Source organism: Pseudomonas sp. GCEP-101 (assembly GCF_025133575.1).
Classification (GTDB): Bacteria; Pseudomonadota; Gammaproteobacteria; order Pseudomonadales; family Pseudomonadaceae; genus Pseudomonas; species Pseudomonas nitroreducens_B.
Genome location: NZ_CP104011.1, coordinates 1,343,169 through 1,363,802 on the forward strand (window position 1 = coordinate 1,343,169; position 20,634 = coordinate 1,363,802).

Genomic DNA, 20,634 nt, shown 5'->3' on the forward strand with positions numbered 1-20,634 from the left:
TCAGGGCCTGGTTTGCTTTTTGCATTTTCCCGCACAGTCTTGGGACATCTCCTACACCATGCCTACAGAAACCCAGCTCCGCCTGTTGCTCGACAACCTCACCACGGCGGTGATCCTGCTCAATGCCGAGCTGCGCCTGGAGTACATGAACCCGGCGGCGGAAATGCTGCTGGCGGTCAGCGGCCAGCGCAGCCACGGGCAGTTCATCAGCGAGCTGTTCACCGAATCGCCCGAGGCGCTGCAGTCGCTGCGCCAGGCGGTGGAAGAGGCGCACCCGTTCACCAAGCGCGAGGCGACCCTGACTTCGCTGACCGGCCAGACCATCACTGTGGACTACGCGGTGACGCCGATCCTCGACCGCCGCAACACCCTGCTGCTGCTGGAAGTGCACCCGCGCGACCGACTGCTGCGGATCACCAAGGAAGAGGCCCAGCTCTCCAAGCAGGAGACCACCAAGCTGCTGGTGCGCGGCCTGGCCCACGAGATCAAGAACCCGCTGGGCGGCATTCGCGGCGCGGCACAGCTGCTGTCCCGCGAGCTGCCGGACGAATCGCTCAAGGACTACACCAACGTCATCATCGAAGAAGCCGACCGCCTGAGGAACCTGGTGGACCGCATGCTCGGCTCGAACAAGCTGCCGCAGCTCTCGGTGACCAACGTCCACGAAGTGCTGGAGCGCGTCTGCAGCCTGGTGGAAGCCGAAACCCAGGGCAGCATCCCGCTGGTGCGCGACTACGACCCGAGCATCCCCGACCTGCTGATCGACCGCGAGCAGATGATCCAGGCGGTGCTCAACATCGTGCGCAACGCCATGCAGGCGATTGCCGCGCAGAACGAACTCAAGCTGGGGCGCATCACCCTGCGCACCCGCACCCTGCGCCAGTTCACCATCGGCCACACGCGCCACCGCCTGGTGTGCAAGGTCGAGATCATCGACAACGGTCCCGGCATCCCGGCTGAACTGCAGGACACCATCTTCTATCCCATGGTCAGCGGCCGCGCCGACGGCACCGGCCTGGGTCTTGCGATTACCCAGAACATCATCAGCCAGCACCAGGGCTTGATCGAATGCGAGAGCCATCCCGGCCACACCGTGTTCAGTCTGTTCCTGCCCCTGGAACAAGGAGTCCATTGACCATGAGCCGATCAGAGACCGTCTGGATCGTCGACGACGACCGCTCCATCCGCTGGGTACTGGAAAAGGCCCTGCAGCAGGAAGGCATGACCACGGTCAGCTTCGACAGCGCCGACAGCGTGATGAGCCGCCTGGGCCGGCAGCAGCCGGACGTGATCATCTCCGACATCCGCATGCCCGGCGCCAGCGGCCTGGACCTGCTGGCGCAGATCCGCGAAGTGCACCCGCGCCTGCCGGTGATCATCATGACCGCGCATTCGGACCTGGACAGCGCGGTGGCCTCCTACCAGGGCGGCGCCTTCGAATACCTGCCCAAGCCGTTCGACGTCGACGAAGCGGTCTCCCTGGTCAAGCGCGCCAACCAGCACGCCCAGGAACAACAGGGCCTGGAAGCGCCGGCCAACCAGACGCGCACCCCGGAGATCATCGGCGAAGCGCCGGCGATGCAGGAGGTGTTCCGCGCCATCGGCCGCCTCTCCCACTCCAACATCACCGTGCTGATCAACGGCGAATCCGGCACCGGCAAGGAGCTGGTCGCCCACGCCCTGCACCGCCACAGCCCGCGCGCGGCCTCGCCGTTCATCGCCCTGAACATGGCGGCGATTCCCAAGGACCTGATGGAATCCGAGCTGTTCGGCCATGAAAAAGGCGCCTTCACCGGCGCGGCCAACCAGCGTCGCGGGCGCTTCGAGCAGGCCGACGGCGGCTCGCTGTTCCTCGACGAGATCGGCGACATGCCCGCCGATACCCAGACCCGCCTGCTGCGCGTGCTGGCCGACGGCGAGTTCTACCGCGTCGGCGGCCACACCCCGGTGAAGGTGGATGTACGGATCATCGCCGCGACCCACCAGAACCTGGAAAACCTCGTGCGCGAGGGCAAGTTCCGCGAGGACCTGTTCCACCGCCTGAACGTCATCCGCGTGCACATCCCGCGCCTGGCCGACCGCCGCGAGGACATCCCGGCGCTGGCCCGCCACTTCCTCGCCCGCGCCGCCCAGGAACTGGCAGTGGAACCCAAGCTGCTGAAGCCGGAAACCGAGGAATACCTGAAGAACCTCGGCTGGCCGGGCAACGTGCGCCAGCTGGAAAACACCTGCCGCTGGATCACCGTCATGGCCTCCGGCCGCGAGGTGCACATCGACGACCTGCCGCCGGAGTTGATGACCCAGCCCCAGGACAGCGTGCCGGCCGCCAACTGGGAACAGGCCCTGCGCCACTGGGCCGACCAGGCGCTGGCGCGCGGCCAGTCCAGCCTGCTGGACACCGCCGTGCCGGCCTTCGAGCGGATCATGATCGAGACCGCGCTCAAGCACACCGCCGGCCGCCGCCGCGACGCCGCCGTGCTGCTGGGCTGGGGCCGCAACACCCTGACCCGCAAGATCAAGGAACTGGGCATGAAGATCGACGGCCCGGACGAGGATGGCGAGGACTGAGGTCCTGTCGCGAAAAAGGGGCCGGAAGGCCCCTTTTTTTGTTCCATCGCGCGTCGCCGTATCCGCGGTGCCGGCTCAGGCCAATCGCGGACGGAGTCCGCTCCTACGCGCCAGATAACCCCTGTAGGAGCGAGCTTGCTCGCGAACCGCCCCACCACTGGCGCCGACGGATAGCCCGTTCGCGAGCAAGCTCGCTCCTACAGAAAGCGTGTAGCACCGCCGATGCCTCCTCACATACCTTCACTATCTATCCCCACAACCTGTGGATAACCCTGTGCACGGAACGGGGAAGGAACGTGCTACAGCCCAGAGCACGCGCGGTCTGTGGGTTTGCCTGGTTTCTGTGCAGGACTTTCCAGCTTGCCCACATCCACTGTGCGCCCGCCTGTGGATAAGCTTGGGGCAAGCCGCTGCCCTCCACGCCCGGCGCGGCTTTGCGCGGATCGATCAGAAAACGCTCAATCCATCGCGAAGCCGTGCTGACGCCAGGCTTCGTAGACGGTGACCGCCACGGTGTTGGACAGGTTCAGGCTGCGGCAACCGGGACGCATCGGCAGGCGCACGCGCTGTTCGGGGGGCAGCGCATCACGCACCTCCTCCGGCAGGCCACGGCTCTCCGGTCCGAACAGGAAGGCGTCGCCGCGGGCGTAGGCCACCTCGTGGAACGGCTGCGAACCCTTGGTGGTGAAGGCGAACAGGCGCGGCCGGCCCAGCTGCTCCAGGCACTCCTCCAGCGTCGCGTAACGCTTCACGCTGGCGTACTCGTGGTAGTCCAGCCCGGCGCGGCGCAGGCGCTTGTCGTCCAACTCGAAGCCCAGCGGCTCGATCAGGTGCAGGCTGCAACCCGCGTTGGCGCACAGCCTGATAATGTTGCCGGTATTGGGCGGGATTTCCGGTTGAAAAAGGATTACGTGGAACATGCAGCGCTCCGAGCCTGAGAACGGCGGGCATTCTACCCCCGCGCAGGCGCAAATGCGGCCCAGGCCCTGGCTGAAGGTGATGGTTTCGCTGGGCGTGCTCGGCCTGCTGCTGGGCCTGATGCTCGGCCGCCTGGTCAATCCGCCGCACGAAGGCCCGCCTCAGATCCTTGCCGTAGAGCCCTCGGCGACGGGGCTGGTACTCGTGCTGGACGCGCAGCCTGCCGTGCGTGCCGGACAACTGGAAGGCGCCCTGGCGTTGCACATCGCCGCCCGCGGCACGCCACAGCAGGGCCAGTTGCGGATCGGCGACGCGCCGGTGCGTTGGAAGCTGGAGCCACAGGAGAAGGGGGTTCTGCTGACGCTGCTGTCGACCCGGCGCCTGCAGGGCACCTGGAACAGCGCCGAGATCAAGGGCCAGTGGCGGCTGACGATCAGCGCGCGGCCCGAATAAAAGCGGGGTTTTCCCGGCCTGCCTGGTCCGGGGCCCCGAAGTGGGAAGCGAACCCTCCGACGGAGGATCGCGGCATAAAAGAGGGGTTTCCCCGGCCTGCCTGTACCAGGACCCCTAACGGGTGCGCGGCGCGCCATGGACGCGCCTGCGGGCATAAAAAGGGGGTTTTCCCGGCCTGCCTGTACCAGGACCCCCGAACCGGTTGCGACGGCCACCGCTTCGGGTGGCACGCTCGCACGTTGTAAAAGAGGGGTTCCCCAGCCTGCCTGTACCGAGGCCCCTGAAATCGCTGTTGTCAGGGGTATTGCAGAGGGCGTGCCAAGATCGCCCCTGGTGTCGCACAGCACCTCGGCTGACCGCCTGAAAGCCAGTAACGACGGGGCTTTCGGCGGATTTCCAAGAGCCCGTGCGCACACCGCGGAGCGGCCAATACCGAGGCAGCAGACCGCCACCCGCCTGCGCCCCTCTAGTGCGCACGCACCAAACTTGAACGCCGCGCGGCTGCGCTTTTTCTGTAGGAGCAAGCTTGCTCGCGAACAGCCGGTGTCCGCAGGCACTTGGAAAAGCGGTTCGCGAGCAAGCTCGCTCCTACGAAGAGCCTGAGGCTTACTCACAGCATTCCTGGGCAACTGGGGGAACAGCCTGTGGATAAATGCGCGGAACCGAAGGGGCACATGGCTTGCGCGAGACCGATCAAAAATTGACCAAACAAAACGCCAGACAAAGAAAAAGGCGCCCGAAGGCGCCTTTGTCATGCGGCCTCAGTGCTTACTGGGCCGGGATCTCGCCGGAAGCCTGCATGCGGGCGATTTCCTGCGCGTACAGCGCATCGAAGTTCACCGGGGACAGCATCAGCGCCGGGAAGGAGCCGCGCACCACCAGGCTGTCCAGGGTTTCGCGGGCGTACGGGAACAGGATGTTCGGGCAGAAGGCACCCAGGGTGTGGCTCATGCTGGACGCGTCCAGGCCCTTGATCAGGAAGATGCCGGCCTGCTGCACTTCAACGATGAACGCGGTTTCTTCGTTGTTCTTCACGGTCACCGAAACGGTCAGCACCACTTCGTAGAAGTCGCCATCGAGCTGCTTCTGACGGGTGTTGAGGTCCATGGCGATGCTGGGCTGCCACTCCTGGCGGAAGATTTCCGGAGCCTTGGGCGCCTCGAAGGAGAGGTCGCGCACGTAGATGCGCTGCAGCGAGAACTGCGGGTTGTTGTCTTGCTCGGCTGCGCCGTTGCTGGCTTGTTCAGTCATTTCGGGACCTTCTTGTGCATCGTTTCAGTAATGAGGGATCACGCCGAGAGCAGCGTATCCAGCTTGCCCGCGCGTTCCAGCGCGTAAAGATCGTCGCAGCCGCCGATGTGGGTTCCGTCGATCCAGATCTGCGGCACCGAGGTGCGGCCCGCCTTGCTGGCCATCTCGGCGCGAACGCCCGGCTTGCCGTCCACGGAGATTTCCTCGTAGGCGACACCCTTCTTGTCCAGCAGGGCCTTGGCGCGGATGCAATAAGGGCACCACGCGCTGGTATAGATCAAGGTCGACGGCATCTCACTTCACCAGGGGGAGGTTGTCACCACGCCAGCTACCGATGCCGCCGGAAAGCTTGGCAGCGGTGTAGCCGGCCTTCTGCAGCACGCTGCACCAGGTGCCCGAGTGCTGGCCCATGCCATCGACCACGATGATGGTCTTGGCCTTGTGTTTGTCCAGTTCGCTCATGCGCGCGTTCAGTTTGTCCGCCGGGATGTTCAGCGCGCCGACGATGTGGCCGGTGGCGAATTCCTTGGTCGGGCGGATATCCAGCACCACGGCCTGCTCGGCGTTGACCATGGCGGTCAGCTCGCGGGTGGACAGGGCGCGGCCGCCCTTGCGCATTTCGTGCAGGGCCAGCAGCACCAGCAGGATGACCAGGGCACCGACCAGCAGGTAGTGGTGGGTGGCGAATTCGATCAGACGAGGGAGAAACGAAGACATGCGCAAGACATCCAGACGTAAAAATGCCGGCCAGTATACACGCGCGTATCTGACGGCTGAACCCTGCGGATCATGGCGTCTGTCGGCACCAATCGGTAAAATGTCGGTCCTTTTCTGACCCCTATTCTCGGAAAGAGCCGTACCTATGACTGCAACGCGCAAACCGCTGGTCCTGATCATTCTGGACGGCTTCGGCCATAGCGATAGCCCTGAATTCAACGCCATCTACGCCGCGAAGAAGCCCAACTGGGACCGCCTGCTGGCGAGCCAGCCGCACGGCCTGATCTCCGGCTCGGGCATGGACGTCGGCCTGCCCGACGGCCAGATGGGCAATTCCGAGGTGGGCCACATGAACCTGGGCGCCGGCCGTGTCGTCTACCAGGACTTCACCCGCGTCACCAAGGCCATCCGCGACGGCGAGTTCTTCCAGAACCCGGTGCTGACCGGCGCCGTCGACAAGGCCGTGGGAGCCGGCAAGGCCGTGCACATCCTCGGCCTGCTCTCCGATGGCGGCGTGCACAGCCACCAGGACCACCTGATCGCCATGGCCGAACTGGCCGCGCAGCGCGGCGCGCAGAACATCTACCTGCACGCCTTCCTCGACGGCCGCGACACACCGCCCAGGAGCGCCGAGCCGTCGCTGAAACTGCTCGACGACGCCTTCGCCCGCCTGGGCAAGGGCCGCACCGCCAGCATCATCGGCCGCTACTTCGCCATGGACCGCGACAACCGCTGGGACCGCGTGGAAGCCGCCTACAACCTGATCACCGAAGGCGCCGCCGAGTACACCGCCGAGACCGCCGTGGGCGCGCTGAACGCCGCCTATGAGCGCGGCGAGAGCGACGAGTTCGTCAAGGCCACCCGCATCGGCGAGCCGGTGCGCGTGGAAGACGGCGACGCCGTGGTGTTCATGAACTTCCGCGCCGACCGCGCCCGCGAGCTGTCGCGCGCCTTCGTCGAGCCCGGCTTCAAGGAGTTCCCGCGCCAGCGCGAGCTGCACCTGGCCGAGTACGTGATGCTCACCCAGTACGCGGCGAGCATCCCGGCGCCCAGCGCGTTCAAGCCCGAATCCCTGGACAACGTGCTGGGCGAATACCTGGCCAAGAACGGCAAGACCCAGCTGCGCATCGCCGAGACCGAGAAATACGCCCACGTGACCTTCTTCTTCTCCGGCGGCCGCGAAGAGCCGTTCGAAGGCGAAGAACGCATCCTCATCCCCTCGCCCAAGGTCGCCACCTATGACCTGCAGCCGGAAATGAGCGCGCCGGAAGTCACCGACAAGATCGTCGACGCCATCGAGCACCAGCGTTTCGACGTGATCATCGTCAACTACGCCAACGGCGACATGGTCGGCCACACCGGCGTGTTCGAGGCTGCGGTGAAAGCCGTCGAGTGCCTGGATACCTGCGTCGGTCGGATCGTCGAGGCGCTGGACAAGGTCGGCGGCGAAGCCCTGATCACCGCCGACCACGGCAACGTCGAGCAGATGGAAGACGCCATGACCGGTCAGGCGCACACCGCTCACACCTGCGAGCCGGTGCCGTTCGTCTACGTCGGAAAGCGCAAGGTCAGCATCCGCGAGGGCGGTGTGCTCGCCGACGTGGCCCCGACCCTGCTCAAACTGATGGGTCTGGAGCAGCCCAAAGAGATGACCGGCCAATCGATCATCACCCTGCTGTAAGGCCCCCGATTGCGCGGGAACGTGAGCCAGCTCCCGCCGGTCAGAGCAAACGCCCCACGCCATGCGGTGTGGGGCGTTTGTTTTAGCGCCCGCCACGGGCATACTAGCCCGGTCCAGAATCCAGGTGCCCGCCGCCCAATGCCTCGCGCCCTCCTCCCGCTGCTGCTGATCTGCCTCCTGAGCCCGCTCGCGGTCGTCGCCGACGAACGCGCCGACACCCAGCGCCAGCTGGAGCAGACGCAGAAAGACATCAATGAGCTGAAGAAGAACCTGAAGAACATCCAGGACGAGAAGTCCGGGGTGCAGAAGCAGCTCAAGTCCACCGAAACCCAGATGGGCGACCTCGAAAAGCAGATCCGTCAGATCCAGGACGAGATGAAGAAGAACGAGGAAGAGCTGCAGCGCCTCGACAACGAGAAAAAAAAACTCCAGGGCGCGCGCCTTGAGCAGCAGCGCCTGATCGCCATCCAGGCCCGCGCCGCCTACCAGAGCGGCCGCCAGGAATACCTCAAGTTGCTGCTGAACCAGGAACACCCGGAGAAGTTCAGCCGCACCCTCACCTACTACGAGTACATCAACAAGGCGCGCCTTGAGCAGCTCTCGGCCTTCAACGAGACCCTGCGCCAGCTGAGCAACGTCGAGCAGGAAATCACTTCGCAGAAGGACGAGCAGGTCGCCCAGCAGGCCGCCCTCGAAGCCCGCCGCCAGGAACTGGCCGACGCCCGCAAGGCGCGCCAGGAGACCCTGGCCAAGCTCAACAGCGACCTGAAGGACAGCAGCAGCAAGCTCAAGGATCGCGAGCAGAGCCAGGAAGACCTCAACAAGGTCCTCAAGACCATCGAGGAAACCCTCGCCCGCCAGGCACGCGAAGCCGAGGAAGCGCGCCAGCGCGCCCTGGCCGCCGAGCGCGAGCGGGTCAAGCGGGAGCAGGAACTGGCCAGCCGCGGCGAGAAGCCGGAAACACCGTCCAAGCGCCCCGATTACAGCGGCCCGCTGGTCTCCAGCGGCGCAGGGTTCGGCGGCGCCTTCGCCGCCACCAAGGGCAAGCTGCCCTGGCCTGTGGATGGCCGCGTGCTGGCGCGCTACGGCAGCCCGCGCGGCGACGACCCCCGCGCCACCTGGGATGGCGTACTGATCGGCGCCTCCGCCGGCAGCACCGTGCGCGCGGTCCATGGCGGCCGCGTGGTATTCGCCGACTGGCTGCGGGGCTCAGGCCTGCTGGTCATTCTCGACCACGGTGGTGGCTACCTCAGCCTTTATGGGCATAATCAAAGTCTTCTGAAGGACGCCGGCGATACCGTCAAAGCGGGCGATCCCATTGCAACCGTGGGAGCCAGCGGGGGTCAGAGTACCCCGGCGGTGTATTTTGCCATTCGCCATCAGGGTCGCCCGGCGGACCCTTCGACCTGGTGTCGCACGCAGGGATAAGCGGCGATCACGCATTAGGAGCCAAACATGTCGCAAGCTTTCCGTCTCACTACCCTGGCCCTGGCCTTGCTGCTCGGTGTCGGTGCGGCCCAGGCCGCCGACGCGCCGGCCGCATCCCCCGCGGCCAACGGCAAGGAGGCTCCGCTGCCGCTCGATGAGCTGCGCACCTTCGCCGAGGTCCTGGACCGGGTGAAGGCGGCCTACGTCGAGCCGGTGGACGACAAGACGCTGCTGGAGAATGCCATCAAGGGCATGCTCAGCAACCTCGACCCGCACTCGGCCTACCTCGGCCCGGAGGAATTCGCCGAGCTGCAGGAAAGCACCAGCGGCGAGTTCGGCGGCCTGGGCATCGAGGTCGGCAGCGAAGACGGCTTCGTCAAGGTGATCTCGCCCATCGACGACACCCCGGCGGCTGCCGCGGGCATCCAGCCGGGCGATTTGATCGTCAAGATCGACGGCAAGCCGACCAAGGGCCAGTCGATGAACGAGGCGGTGGACAGCATGCGCGGCAAGGCCGGCTCGCCGATCACCCTGACCATCGTTCGCGGTGGCGGCAAGCCGTTCGACGTCGAACTCAAGCGCGCCATCATCAAGGTCAAGAGCGTGCGCAGCCAGATGCTCGAACCGGGCTACGGCTACCTGCGCATCACCCAGTTCCAGGTGAACACGGGCGAAGAGACCGTCAAGGCGCTGTCCAAGCTGCGCAACGACAACAAGGGCAAGCTCAAGGGCCTGGTGCTGGACCTGCGCAACAACCCCGGCGGCGTGCTGCAGTCGGCGGTGGAAGTGGCCGACGCCTTCCTCACCAAAGGGCTGATCGTCTACACCAAGGGCCGTATCCCGAACTCCGAGCTGCGCTTCTCCGCCGACCCGGCCGACCCGAGCGACGGCGTTCCGCTGGTGGTGCTGATCAACGGCGGCAGCGCCTCGGCGGCGGAAATCGTCGCCGGCGCCCTGCAGGACCAGAAGCGCGCGATCCTCATGGGCACCGACAGCTTCGGCAAGGGCTCGGTGCAGACCGTGCTGCCGCTGAACAACGACCGCGCCCTGAAGCTCACCACCGCGCTGTACTACACCCCCAACGGCCGCTCCATCCAGGCCCAGGGCATCACCCCGGACATCGAGGTGGAACGCGCCAAGGTGACCCGCGAGCAGAGCGATTTCGACGGCTTCAAGGAAGCCGACCTGCAAGGCCACCTGGCCAACGGCAACGGCGGCAAGGACCGCCCGACCGCCGCCGGCAAGGCGCCGGTGGATCGTCCGCAGGACGCCGACTACCAGCTCAGCCAAGCCCTCAGCCTGCTGAAAGGACTCAGCGTCAGCCGCGGCAACAACTGACCGATGCGCCCGGCCCGGCTACTGCTCGGCCTGTGCCTGGGCGCGCTGCTGTGCCTGCCGGTGGCCGCCGCGCCCCGGCCGGACGGCAGCAAGCCGCTGGTGAGCATCGTCATCGACGACCTCGGGCAGAACCTGGCGCGTGATCGCCAGGTGCTCGACATCTCCCCCGCCATTGCCCTGGCGATCATCCCCGACACGCCCCACGCCGCGGAATTGGCGCGCGAGGCGCACCAACGCGGGCGCACCGTGCTGCTGCACATGCCCATGGACCCGGCCGGCGGTGACTACGCCTGGCGCCCCGAACTGACCCAGGACGAGCGCGCCCGCCGCCTCGACGCCGCGCTGGCGAAGGTGCCCTACGTGCAGGGCGTGAACAACCACGAAGGCAGCCGCATGACCGCCGACCGCCCCGCCATGGCCTGGCTGGCGGTCGAACTGCAGCGGCGCCACCTGTTCCTGCTCGACAGCCGCACCAGCGCCGCCACGGTGGCCGCGGCGGAGGCGCAGAAGATCGGCCTCGCCAGCCTGTCGCGGGACGTGTTCCTCGACGACGACCCGAGCGAAGCGGCGGTGCTGGAGCAGATGCAGCGCGGCCTTGCGCTGGCGCGCAAGCAGGGCACGGTCGTGATGATCGGCCACCCGAAGCCGGCGACCCTGGCGGTGCTCAGGCGCGTGCTGCCGAGCCTGAAGGCCCAGGGCTTCGAGCTGGTGCAGCCGCCGCTGATGATCGCCGAACGCGGCAACCGCGCCATGGCGGGGCATGGGCGGGACGGGATCTACCGCTAACTTTTCAACCAGCGCAGGAAGCTTTTCGTAGGAGCGAGCTTGCTCGCGAACAGCCCCGGCACCAGAGTTTCCGAGAGCGGTTCGCGAGCAAGCTCGCTCCTACAAAGAGCAGTAGGACCTGGGTGCCCGGACTGCAGGCTTACAGATAGTTATTGGTCGCCTGCTCGACGAAACCCTCGGCGCGCATCTCATCCAGCGCCTTCTGCAGCTTCGCCACCACCTCGTCGGGGGTGTCCTTGTTGATCGCCAGGTACAACTGGGCCTCGTTGAAGCGCAGCACGGTCTGCAGGCCGGACACGCCTTCCTGCTTGGCCAGGTAACGACCGACCGGGTCGGTGGTGGCCCACAGGTCGATCTCGCCGGTGGTCAGCTTCTTGACGTTTTCCTGGTCGCGCAGCGCGTTGATCACCGGGATGCCCTGGCTTTCCAGGTTCTGGCTGACCGCGTCGTTCTTGTAGGCGCCCAGCTTGTACTTGGCCGCGTCCTTGAGGTCCTTGACCTTGATGGTGCTGCCCGGCGGTGCCAGCAGGACCCAGTTGGTCTTGGCGATCGGGCCGACCCACTTGAACAGCGGCACCCGCTCGGGGGTGTAGGTGGTGGAGAACAGCCCGTAGTCGGGCTTGTCCAGCGCCAGCTTGTACAGGCGATCCCAGGGGAAGCGCAGGCTCAGGGTGTACTGGATGCCGGCGCGCTTGAACATCTCGCGGACGATGTCGGCGCTGATACCGTCGATGCCGTCGTCGCGGGCGAAGTTCTTGTCGTCCACCGCCATGTTGAAGGGCGGGAAGTTCTCGGTGAGCAGCACCATCTTGTAATCGGCGGGCAACTCGGCGCGGGCCGTGGCGGCCCCCAGCAACAGACCCAGGGTCAGGGTCTTGATCAGGACTTTCAGCATGGTCATACCGCTCGCGTGGTTATCGTTATTGGGCTTGCGGCATCCCTGCAGAGGGGACGGACTACTTCGCTCGTCTGCCTTCCATGGCCAAACCGGCGCCGAGGGGTGTCGGCGCCAAACGCGAAGGCCGGCGAGTGGCCGGCCTTCGGGTGTTACAGGTAGCTGTTGAGCACGTCGTCGACGAAGCCTTCGGCGCGCATCTTGTCCAGGGCGCCCTGCAGCTTCTGCACCACCGCATCCGGGGTTTCGCGGTTCAGCGCGAGGTACAGCTGGTCGCTGTTGAAGCGCAGGACGATCTTCAGGCCGGTGACGCCCACCTGCTTGGCCAGATAGCGGCCGGCCGGGTCGCCGCTGGCCCACAGATCGATGGAGCCTTCCTGCAGCTTGCCGGCGTTTTCCTGGTCGCGCAGCGCCAGCACCGGCTCGAAGCCGTGCTTGGCGAGGTAGTCGGCCATGGCGTCTCCCTTGTAGGCACCCACGCGGTACTTCTTCGCCTCGTCCAGGTTGTTCAGGGTGATCGTGCTGTCCGCCTTGGCGAGCAGGACCCAGTCGTCCGGCCCGATCGGGCCGACCCACTTGAACTGGTTCTCGCGCTCGGGCAGCCGCGCGGTGACGAACACGCCGTAGCCGGGCTTCTCCAGCGCCAGCTTGTAGATGCGGTCCCAGGGGAAGCGCAGGGTCAGGCTGTACGGCACGCCGGCACGCTTGAACATCTCCTTGACGATATCCACGGCGATGCCGTCGATGCTGTCTTCCTGGGCGAAGTTCTTGCCGTTGATGGCCATGTTGTACGGGGGGAAGTTCTCGGTGAGCAGCACCACGCTGTAGTCCGAAGAATCCGTTTCAGCCCTTGCCGCGCTGGCCAGAAGCAGGCCGCAGCCTAGCCATGCGAGCAGAATGCGCTTCAGCATCGAGATATTCCTGCGTAAGACGTTTCTGAGAAGCGGCAGAGCTTACTCGGAGATTTGACGCCAATAAACCCTATGAATATGGCAATGGGACATGAAACCGCCATTACCTTGACCGAAGCCTTCAGCTAGCAAGCTTCGTGCGCAGCAGGGGATGCGCCCAGCGGATGCAGGGGTGGCTCGGGGTGAGCCAGCGGGCCGGGAGAACCCCGGCCCGGAGGGAATCAGCGCACGACGATGCCGCGGCTGGCCAGGTAGGCCTTGGCCTCCGGCACGCTGTACTCGCCGAAGTGGAAGATGCTCGCCGCGAGCACCGCGTCGGCCTTGCCTTCGAGGATGCCGTCGGCCAGGTGCTGCAGGTTGCCGACCCCGCCCGAAGCGATCACCGGAACGCCCACCGCCTCGCTGATGGCGCGGGTCACGCCGAGGTCGTAGCCGCTCTTCACGCCGTCCTGGTCCATGCTGGTGAGCAGGATTTCACCGGCGCCCAGGCCTTCCATCTTCTTCGCCCACTCCACCGCGTCCAGCCCGGTGGGCTTGCGGCCGCCGTGGGTGAAGATTTCCCAGCGCGGGGCTTCACCGGGTGCCGACACTTTCTTGGCGTCGATGGCCACCACGATGCACTGCGAGCCGAAGCGCGCGGCGGCTTCGCCGACGAATTCCGGGGTGAACACCGCGGCGGTGTTGATCGAGACCTTGTCCGCACCGGCATTGAGCAGGTTGCGGATGTCCTGCACCGTCCTGACGCCGCCGCCCACGGTCAGCGGGATGAACACCTGGCTGGCCATGCGCTCGACGGTATGCAGGGTGGTGTCGCGGCCATCGACGCTGGCGGTGATGTCGAGGAAGGTGATCTCGTCCGCGCCCTGCTCGTCGTAGCGGCGGGCGATTTCCACCGGGTCGCCGGCATCGCGGATGTTCTCGAACTTGACGCCCTTCACCACGCGGCCGTTGTCCACGTCGAGGCAGGGAATGATGCGTTTAGCCAGTGCCATAGCAATGCTCTCGTAGGATGGGTGGAGCGCAGCGATACCCATGCGCGCCACCGGAGACCTCAGCGGTGGGTTACGCCGCTGCGCGGCTAACCCACCCTACGTTCGAATCAGCCGTTGAAGCTGTCGCACAGCGCCTGTGCTTCGGCGACGTCCAGGGTGCCTTCGTAGATCGCGCGGCCGGTGATGGCGCCGACGATGCCCGGGGTGCGGGCGTCCAGCAGCTTCTGGATATCACCCAGGTTGTGGATGCCGCCGGAGGCGATCACCGGGATGCGCGTGGCGTTGGCCAGGGCGGCGGTGGCTTCGACGTTGCAGCCCTGCATCATGCCGTCCTTCGCGATGTCGGTGTAGACGATGGCGGAGACGCCATCGGCTTCGAAGCGCTTGGCCAGGTCGATGACCTGCACGGAGCTCACTTCGGCCCAGCCGTCAGTGGCGACGAAGCCGTCTTTGGCGTCGAGGCCGACGATCACCTTGCCCGGGAATGCCTTGCACGCTTCGGCGACGAACTCCGGCTGCTTGACCGCCTTGGTGCCGATGATCACGTAGCTGACGCCGGCGCGGACATAGTGCTCGATGGTTTCCAGCGAGCGGATGCCGCCGCCGATCTGGATCGGCAGGTTCGGGTAGCGCTTGGCGATGGCGGTGACCACGTCACCGTTGACCGGCTTGCCTTCGAAGGCGCCGTTCAGGTCCACCAGGTGCAGACGGCGGCAGCCGCCCTCCACCCATTTGGCGGCCATGGACACCGGGTCGTCGGAGAACACCGTGGCGTCTTCCATCAGGCCCTGGCGCAGGCGCACACAGGCGCCGTCTTTCAGATCGATTGCGGGGATGATCAGCATGGGTTGAACCTGCTCGAATCCAAAGATGAATGGGGTCGGGTCAGCTCTTCTCGAGCGCCCACAAGTCGCTTTCGATGCTCTCGAACCGGTCTTTCAGGTGAGCTTGCACATCGAAGATCGCCTTGTTGTAGAACAGCGGGCCGAGCTCGCGCAGGATGAAGTCCAGCGCCTCCTCGGCCTCGAAGGAACCGACGTCCAGCTCGAAGCGATCTTCGAGGAAGCGCTGGATCGCCCGCGCCGCACTCTGGCGCTGGGCGCCGTCGAGTTCGAGGATCGCCGGCTTGTCCTTCTGACGGGCCATGGCTTACCAGCGGCCGTCCCAGGCGGCGAAGTTCTGCAGCAGCTGCAGGCCGTGGGTATGGCTCTTCTCTGGGTGGAACTGCACGGCGAAGCGCGAGCCATCGGCCAGCGCGGCGGCGAAATCGACGCCGTAGTGGCCGCGGCCGACCACCTGGCGCGGGTTGCCAGCCTGGATGTAGTAGCTGTGCACGAAGTAGAAGCGCGCCTGGTTCGGGATGTCGTGCCACAGCGGGTGATCCACGCTCTGCGCCACTTCGTTCCAGCCCATGTGCGGCACCTTCAGGTGCTCGCCGTCCTCGTGCAGGTCCTTGCCGAAGAAGCGCACCTGGCCGGGGAACACGCCGATGCAGTCGACGCCGTCGTTTTCCTCGCTGTGCTCCAGCAGCGCCTGCATGCCGACGCAGATGCCGAGGAACGGTCGGTCCTGGCTGACTTCGCGCACCAGGGCATCGAAGCCCAGGCGCTTGATCTCGGCCATGCAGTCGCGGATCGCGCCGACGCCGGGGAATACCACCCGGTCCGCCTCACGGATCACGTTGGCGTCGCTGGTTACCAGCACGCGCCCGGCGCCCACGCGCTCCAGCGCCTTGGACACCGAGTGCAGGTTGCCCATGCCGTAGTCGATGACGGCTACCGTCTGCATTACAGGCACCCTTTGGTGGACGGCATCTGGCCGGCCATGCGCTCGTCCAGCTCGATGGCCATGCGCAGCGCGCGGCCGAAGGCCTTGAACACCGTCTCGATCTGGTGGTGGGTGTTGTGCCCGCGCAGGTTGTCGATGTGCAGGGTCACCTGGGCGTGGTTGACGAAGCCCTGGAAGAATTCCATGAACAGGTCGACGTCGAAGCCGCCGACGCTGGCGCGGGTGAACGGCACGTGCATCTGCAGGCCGGGGCGGCCGGAGAAGTCGATGACCACGCGCGACAGCGCTTCGTCCAGCGGCACGTAGGCATGGCCGTAGCGGCGGATGCCCTTCTTGTCGCCGATGGCCTTGGCGAAGGCCTGGCCGAGGGTGATGCCGATGTCTTCGACGGTATGGTGGTCGTCGATATGCAGGTCGCCCTTGCACTCGATGTCCAGGTCGATCAGGCCGTGGCGGGCGATCTGGTCCATCATGTGCTCGAGGAAGGGAACCCCGGTATCGAAGCGGGCCTTGCCCGTTCCATCCAGGTCGATGGAAACCTTGATCTGGGTCTCCAGGGTGTCGCGCGCGACGGATGCCTTGCGTTCGGCCATCACCAGCTCCACAGCTAACACTGCACGTAATTATAAGAAGGGCCGGCATTATAGGCGCGGCAGGCGCCGCGCGGCTATGGGCGGTGGTCGGCGCCGGCCGATCGTCCTACACTGCGCGGCTCGCCTTCCGAGGATTGCCCATGCCCGTCGTCATCCAGCACCTGACCCAGCCCAGCGACCAGGACCGCCAGGACCTGCTGAAGATCTACGCCGACGCGCCCCAATGGCTGCTCGCCCCCTTCGCCGACGCCGGCGAACTGGTCGAACGCGGCCTGGCCGAAGGCCGGCTGTTCACCGGGCGCTTCAATGACCGCCTGCTGGGCGCCGCCTGGGTCGAGCGCGACGGTGAAACCTGGCGACTTTCGCGCCTGTGCGTGCGCCAGGTGACCCGCTACCGCGGCGTGGCCCGCCGCCTGCTGGAAGAGGCGCAGCGCCTGGCGGTGCTGCAGGGCGCCGCACTGCGCCTGAGCGCGCCTGCCGACCAACCCCAGGCCGCACAGTTTGCGCGGCATCTGGGCCTGACACTGCAACCGGCCTGATCCCGGCGCAGCGGGAACCGCTGGCGATCACGCCGTTCCAACTCGGCAACACCGGCACCGCCCATTCGGGCTGGGGCGCCGCTGCGTCATTGGTATACTTCCCGCGACTCCAACCCGTCGCCTGAACAAGGACCCGTCCATGAAAGCGTTCGGCAAAATCATCGGCATCATTGCCCTGGTCCTGCTGCTGCTCATCGTCGCTGCCGGCTTCGTGCTGACCCACTTCTTCGACCCGAACGACTACAAGGACGAGATCCGCCAGCTCGCCCGGGACAAGGCCCACCTCGAGCTGAACCTCAAGGGCGATATCGGCTGGAGCCTGTTCCCCTGGCTGGGCCTGGAGCTGCACGACACCAGCGTGGCGACCCTGCAGGCACCGGACCAGCCGTTTGCCGACGCGCAGTTGCTGGCAATGTCCGTGCGCGTGCTGCCGCTGCTGCGCAAGGAAGTGCAGATGAGCGACATCCGCGTCGAAGGCCTGACCCTGACCCTGAACAAGGACAAGAACGGCGTCGGCAACTGGGAAAGCATCGGCAAGCCCGTCGAGACCGCCAACGGCTCATCGCCGACCGCGCAACCGGCGCCCGCGCCGAGCGAGCAGGCCAAGGCGGACGCACAGCAATCCCACCAGGCCATGAAGCTGGACATCGACAGCCTGAGCGTGAAGAACGCCCGCATCGATTACGCCGACGCCCAGAGCGGCAAGAACTACAGCGTCGAAGGCATCGAACTGACCACCGGCGCCATCCGCGAGGGCAGCAACATTCCGCTCAAGCTCAGCGCCTACCTGGGCACCAACCAGCCGGTGATCCGCGCGCGCACCGAACTGACCGGCAGCCTGCGCTTCGACCGCGCGCTCAAGCGCTACCAGCTCGAAGACGCCAAGCTCTCCGGCGAAGTCTCCGGCGACCCATTCCAGGGCAAGACCGCGAGCTACAGCGCCCAGGGCCAGCTGGTGCTCGACCAGGCCGCCCAGGTCGCCGAGTGGAACGGCCTGAAGGTCACCGTCAACCAGCTGCGCGCCCTCGGCGAGATCAAGGCCCGCGAGCTGGACAAGGAACCCAAGTTCGACGGCGGCCTGTCGCTGGCACCGTTCAACCTGCGCGAATTCCTCCAGGGCATCGGCCAGACCCTGCCGGAGATGGCCGACGCCAACACCCTGACCAAGCTGGAGCTGGCCACCCGCATCAGCGGAACCCGCAACAGCCTGACCCTGGGCGACATCAAGCTGAAGCTGGACGACAGCAGCTTCAGCGGCAACCTCGGCATCGCCGACTTCGGCAAGCAGGCGATCCGCGCCCAACTCTCCGGCGACCAGCTGAACCTGGATCGCTACCTGCCCGCCAAGGTCAAGCAAGCCCAGGACGCCACCAACAGTGCGCGCAAGGCGGAAGTCGCCAGCACCGAACAGAACGCCATCAAGGGCGACACCCCGCTGCCCAGCCAGCCGACCCAGCAGGCCTGGAGCGACGCCCCGCTGTTGCCCATCGCCCGCCTGCGCGCGCTGGACCTGGACGCCAACCTGAACCTCGGCCAACTGACCCTGGACAAGCTGCCCATCGACAACGCCGTGCTCAAGCTGCGCGGCCAGGGCGGCCTGCTGAATCTCGACGACCTGCGTGGCGAGCTGTACGACGGCAAGTTCAACGCCAGCGCCACCCTTGACGTGCGCCAGGACGTGCCGACCCTGCAGGCGAAGAAACACATCGCCGACGTGCCGGTGGAGCGCCTGCTCGAATCCCAGGGGCAGAAGCCGCCGGTGAAGGGCCTGCTCGACCTCGACGCCGACCTCACCACCCAGGGCAACAGCCAGAAGGCCTGGATCGACAACCTCAACGGCACTGCCCACTTCGTTCTGGCCCAGGGCGTGCTGCTCAACGCCAACCTCGAACAGCAGCTGTGCCAGGGCATCGCCACGCTCAACCGCAAGTCGCTGAGCGGCGATCATGGCGGCAAGGACACACCGTTCCGCGAGCTGCAGGGCAACCTGGTGTTCAAAAATGGCGTCGCCAGCAACCCCGATCTCAAGGCCAGCATTCCCGGCCTCTCCGTCAAGGCCGACGGCGACATCGACCTGCGCGTGCTGGGCATGGACTACCGCGTCGGCGTCACCATCGAAGGTGACAAGAGCGACATGCCCGACCCGGCCTGCGAGGTGAACCAGCGCTACGTCGGCATCGAATGGCCGCTGCGCTGCCGCGGGCCGCTGGAGCTGGGCGCCAAGGCCTGCCGCCTGGACAAGGACGGCATCGGCAAGATCGCCGCACGGTTGGCCGGGGACCGGCTGAACCAGAAAATCGAAGAGAAGCTCGGCGACAAGGTCAGTCCCGAACTCAAAGACGCACTCAAAGGGCTGTTCAAGAAGTGACACCGCAACGCTTCAACTCGGCCGTGCTCGACTGGTTCGACACGCACGGCCGCCACGACCTGCCCTGGCAGCAGAACATCACGCCGTACCGGGTGTGGGTGTCGGAAATCATGCTGCAGCAGACCCAGGTCAGCACCGTGATGGGCTACTACGACCGCTTCATGACCGCGCTGCCGACCGTGGCCGATCTCGCCAACGCGCCGGAAGACGAAGTGCTGCACCTGTGGACGGGCCTGGGCTACTACACCCGCGCGCGCAACCTGCACAAGACCGCGAAAATGGTCATGGCGCAGCACGGCGGCGAGTTCCCCCGCGACGTCGAACAGCTCGCCGAGCTGCCCGGCATCGGCCGCTCCACCGCGGGCGCCATCGCCAGCATTTCCATGGGCCTGCGCGCACCGATCCTCGACGGCAACGTCAAGCGCGTGCTGGCGCGCTACCTCGCCTGCGAGGGCTACCCGGGCGAACCCAAGGTCGCCAAGCAGCTGTGGGAGGCCGCCGAGCGTTTCACGCCGCAGGAGCGGGTCAACCACTACACCCAGGCGATGATGGACCTGGGCGCGACCCTCTGCACCCGCAGCAAGCCGAGCTGCCTGCTCTGCCCGCTGCGCGAAGGCTGCCGCGCGCACTTCCTCGGCCGCGAGACCGACTTCCCGGTGTCCAAGCCACGCAAGGCACTGCCGCAGAAGCGCACGCTGATGCCGATCCTGGCCAACCGCGAGGGCGACATCCTGCTCTACCGCCGCCCCTCGACCGGCCTCTGGGGCGGCCTGTGGAGCTTCCCCGAACTGGACGACCTGACCGCGCTCGATCCGCTGGCCCAGCGCCACGCCCTGCGCCTGGGCGAGCGCCGCGAGCTGCCCGGCCTGACCCACACCTTCAGCCACTTCCAGCTGGCCATCGAGCCCTGGCTGGTGCGCGTCGAGGACGCGGCGCCCGCCGTGGCCGAGGCCGACTGGCTCTGGTATAACCTCGCCACCCCGCCGCGGCTCGGCCTTGCCGCCCCGGTGAAGAAGCTGCTCAAACGAGCCGCCGATGTGTTGAATGCAGGAGAAATGTCATGACCCGACTGGTGATGTGCCGCAAGTACAAAGAAGAGCTGCCCGGCCTCGATCGCGCGCCCTACCCCGGCGCCAAGGGCCAGGACATCTACGAGCACGTCTCGAAGAAAGCCTGGGATGAATGGCAGAAGCACCAGACCATGCTGATCAACGAGCGTCGCCTGAACATGATGAATGCCGAGGATCGCAAGTTCCTCACTGCCGAGATGGACAAGTTCCTCTCCGGCGAGGAATACGCCCAGGCCGAGGGCTACGTCCCGCCCAGCGCGTAAGCTTCGGTATTATTTGAAAAATTTTTTCGCGGCACGCTTGACACCCCTTCCGAAAACCCTTTTAATGCGCGCCAC

General features: G+C 66.1%; 22 protein-coding genes. 11 read left to right on the forward strand and 11 right to left on the reverse strand.

Annotation, left to right across the window (positions count from 1 at the left end; all coding sequences use genetic code 11):
* Positions 1–58 precede the first annotated feature (58 nt).
* Together glnL and ntrC are read left to right on the forward strand one after the other, a co-directional pair.
* On the forward strand, positions 59–1,135 hold the full coding sequence (gene glnL, locus N0B71_RS06090) for a nitrogen regulation protein NR(II) (RefSeq protein ID WP_259757856.1): 1,077 nt from the start codon (positions 59–61) through the stop codon (positions 1,133–1,135).
* Between the two features lie 2 nt (positions 1,136–1,137).
* The gene (gene ntrC, locus N0B71_RS06095) at positions 1,138–2,568 is read left to right on the forward strand and encodes a two-component system response regulator NtrC (protein ID WP_259757858.1); all 1,431 of its coding nucleotides are present in this window, start codon (positions 1,138–1,140) and stop codon (positions 2,566–2,568) included.
* Positions 2,569–3,026: 458 nt separating this feature from the next.
* Here ntrC and trmL read toward each other — a convergent pair whose 3' ends face one another.
* A complete protein-coding gene (gene trmL, locus N0B71_RS06100; RefSeq protein WP_259757859.1) occupies positions 3,027–3,488 on the reverse strand; it encodes a tRNA (uridine(34)/cytosine(34)/5-carboxymethylaminomethyluridine(34)-2'-O)-methyltransferase TrmL in 462 nt (153 codons plus the stop codon).
* Here trmL and N0B71_RS06105 point away from each other — a divergent pair.
* The gene (locus tag N0B71_RS06105; protein WP_259757860.1) at positions 3,487–3,939 is read left to right on the forward strand and encodes a hypothetical protein; all 453 of its coding nucleotides are present in this window, start codon (positions 3,487–3,489) and stop codon (positions 3,937–3,939) included. The genes trmL and N0B71_RS06105 overlap by 2 nt on opposite strands.
* Before the next feature lie 768 nt (positions 3,940–4,707).
* On the opposite strand, the gene secB is transcribed toward N0B71_RS06105, so the two are convergent.
* Genes secB through N0B71_RS06120 form a run of 3 tightly spaced genes read right to left on the reverse strand, consistent with a single transcriptional unit; the run spans position 4,708 to position 5,907 of the window.
* Positions 4,708–5,190 (reverse strand): protein-export chaperone SecB, encoded by a 483-nt coding sequence (gene secB / locus N0B71_RS06110; RefSeq protein WP_017517171.1) that lies wholly within the window; start codon positions 5,188–5,190, stop codon positions 4,708–4,710.
* 38 nt (positions 5,191–5,228) lie between these two features.
* Complete coding sequence (gene grxC, locus N0B71_RS06115) at positions 5,229–5,483, reverse strand: glutaredoxin 3 (protein ID WP_024762249.1); 255 nt, start codon at positions 5,481–5,483, stop codon at positions 5,229–5,231.
* Between the two features lies 1 nt (position 5,484).
* Complete coding sequence (locus N0B71_RS06120; RefSeq protein ID WP_138523680.1) at positions 5,485–5,907, reverse strand: rhodanese-like domain-containing protein; 423 nt, start codon at positions 5,905–5,907, stop codon at positions 5,485–5,487.
* Between the two features lie 145 nt (positions 5,908–6,052).
* Between N0B71_RS06120 and gpmI the strand changes: the two genes are divergently transcribed.
* The 4 genes from gpmI to N0B71_RS06140 all read left to right on the forward strand — a co-directional run bounded on the left by gpmI (position 6,053) and on the right by N0B71_RS06140 (position 11,140).
* Positions 6,053–7,588 (forward strand): 2,3-bisphosphoglycerate-independent phosphoglycerate mutase, encoded by a 1,536-nt coding sequence (gene gpmI, locus N0B71_RS06125; RefSeq protein WP_259757863.1) that lies wholly within the window; start codon positions 6,053–6,055, stop codon positions 7,586–7,588.
* Between the two features lie 138 nt (positions 7,589–7,726).
* Positions 7,727–9,016, forward strand: a complete 1,290-nt coding sequence (locus N0B71_RS06130) for a murein hydrolase activator EnvC family protein (protein ID WP_259757864.1) — start codon at positions 7,727–7,729, stop codon at positions 9,014–9,016.
* A gap of 27 nt (positions 9,017–9,043) precedes the next feature.
* The gene (locus N0B71_RS06135) at positions 9,044–10,354 is read left to right on the forward strand and encodes a S41 family peptidase (protein WP_259757866.1); all 1,311 of its coding nucleotides are present in this window, start codon (positions 9,044–9,046) and stop codon (positions 10,352–10,354) included.
* A 3-nt stretch (positions 10,355–10,357) separates the two neighbouring features.
* Positions 10,358–11,140 carry a divergent polysaccharide deacetylase family protein gene (locus N0B71_RS06140; RefSeq protein WP_259757867.1) on the forward strand — a complete coding sequence of 261 codons (783 nt, stop codon included), beginning with the start codon at positions 10,358–10,360 and terminating at the stop codon, positions 11,138–11,140.
* A 139-nt stretch (positions 11,141–11,279) separates the two neighbouring features.
* On the opposite strand, the gene N0B71_RS06145 is transcribed toward N0B71_RS06140, so the two are convergent.
* From N0B71_RS06145 to hisB, 7 genes are all read right to left on the reverse strand, one after another.
* The gene (locus tag N0B71_RS06145) at positions 11,280–12,035 is read right to left on the reverse strand and encodes a substrate-binding periplasmic protein (protein WP_259757868.1); all 756 of its coding nucleotides are present in this window, start codon (positions 12,033–12,035) and stop codon (positions 11,280–11,282) included.
* A 152-nt stretch (positions 12,036–12,187) separates the two neighbouring features.
* On the reverse strand, positions 12,188–12,943 hold the full coding sequence (locus tag N0B71_RS06150; RefSeq protein WP_442964668.1) for a substrate-binding periplasmic protein: 756 nt from the start codon (positions 12,941–12,943) through the stop codon (positions 12,188–12,190).
* 224 nt (positions 12,944–13,167) lie between these two features.
* A complete protein-coding gene (gene hisF / locus N0B71_RS06155; protein WP_259757870.1) occupies positions 13,168–13,938 on the reverse strand; it encodes an imidazole glycerol phosphate synthase subunit HisF in 771 nt (256 codons plus the stop codon).
* Between the two features lie 107 nt (positions 13,939–14,045).
* Entirely contained in the window at positions 14,046–14,783 is a 738-nt protein-coding gene (gene hisA / locus N0B71_RS06160) for a 1-(5-phosphoribosyl)-5-[(5-phosphoribosylamino)methylideneamino]imidazole-4-carboxamide isomerase (RefSeq protein WP_259757871.1), read from the reverse strand.
* A 40-nt stretch (positions 14,784–14,823) separates the two neighbouring features.
* A complete protein-coding gene (locus N0B71_RS06165) occupies positions 14,824–15,084 on the reverse strand; it encodes a DUF2164 domain-containing protein (protein WP_259757872.1) in 261 nt (86 codons plus the stop codon).
* 3 nt (positions 15,085–15,087) lie between these two features.
* Positions 15,088–15,726: an imidazole glycerol phosphate synthase subunit HisH gene (gene hisH, locus N0B71_RS06170; RefSeq protein ID WP_259757873.1), complete on the reverse strand. Its 639-nt coding sequence runs from the start codon at positions 15,724–15,726 to the stop codon at positions 15,088–15,090.
* Positions 15,726–16,319, reverse strand: a complete 594-nt coding sequence (hisB, locus tag N0B71_RS06175; protein WP_152226950.1) for an imidazoleglycerol-phosphate dehydratase HisB — start codon at positions 16,317–16,319, stop codon at positions 15,726–15,728. The genes hisH and hisB overlap by 1 nt, the downstream gene beginning before the upstream one ends.
* A 140-nt stretch (positions 16,320–16,459) precedes the next feature.
* Here hisB and panM point away from each other — a divergent pair, with 140 nt between their 5' ends.
* The 4 genes from panM (at position 16,460) to N0B71_RS06195 (ending at position 20,559) form a co-directional block, all read left to right on the forward strand.
* A complete protein-coding gene (gene panM, locus N0B71_RS06180; protein WP_259757874.1) occupies positions 16,460–16,858 on the forward strand; it encodes an aspartate 1-decarboxylase autocleavage activator PanM in 399 nt (132 codons plus the stop codon).
* Positions 16,859–16,997: 139 nt separating this feature from the next.
* Positions 16,998–19,226, forward strand: coding sequence for an AsmA family protein (locus tag N0B71_RS06185; RefSeq protein ID WP_259757875.1), 2,229 nt, complete (start codon positions 16,998–17,000; stop codon positions 19,224–19,226).
* Entirely contained in the window at positions 19,223–20,290 is a 1,068-nt protein-coding gene (gene mutY, locus N0B71_RS06190) for an A/G-specific adenine glycosylase (protein ID WP_259757876.1), read from the forward strand. The genes N0B71_RS06185 and mutY overlap by 4 nt, the downstream gene beginning before the upstream one ends.
* The gene (locus tag N0B71_RS06195; protein WP_015479334.1) at positions 20,287–20,559 is read left to right on the forward strand and encodes an oxidative damage protection protein; all 273 of its coding nucleotides are present in this window, start codon (positions 20,287–20,289) and stop codon (positions 20,557–20,559) included. Before mutY ends, N0B71_RS06195 begins: the two co-directional genes overlap by 4 nt.
* Positions 20,560–20,634: the final 75 nt, after the last annotated feature.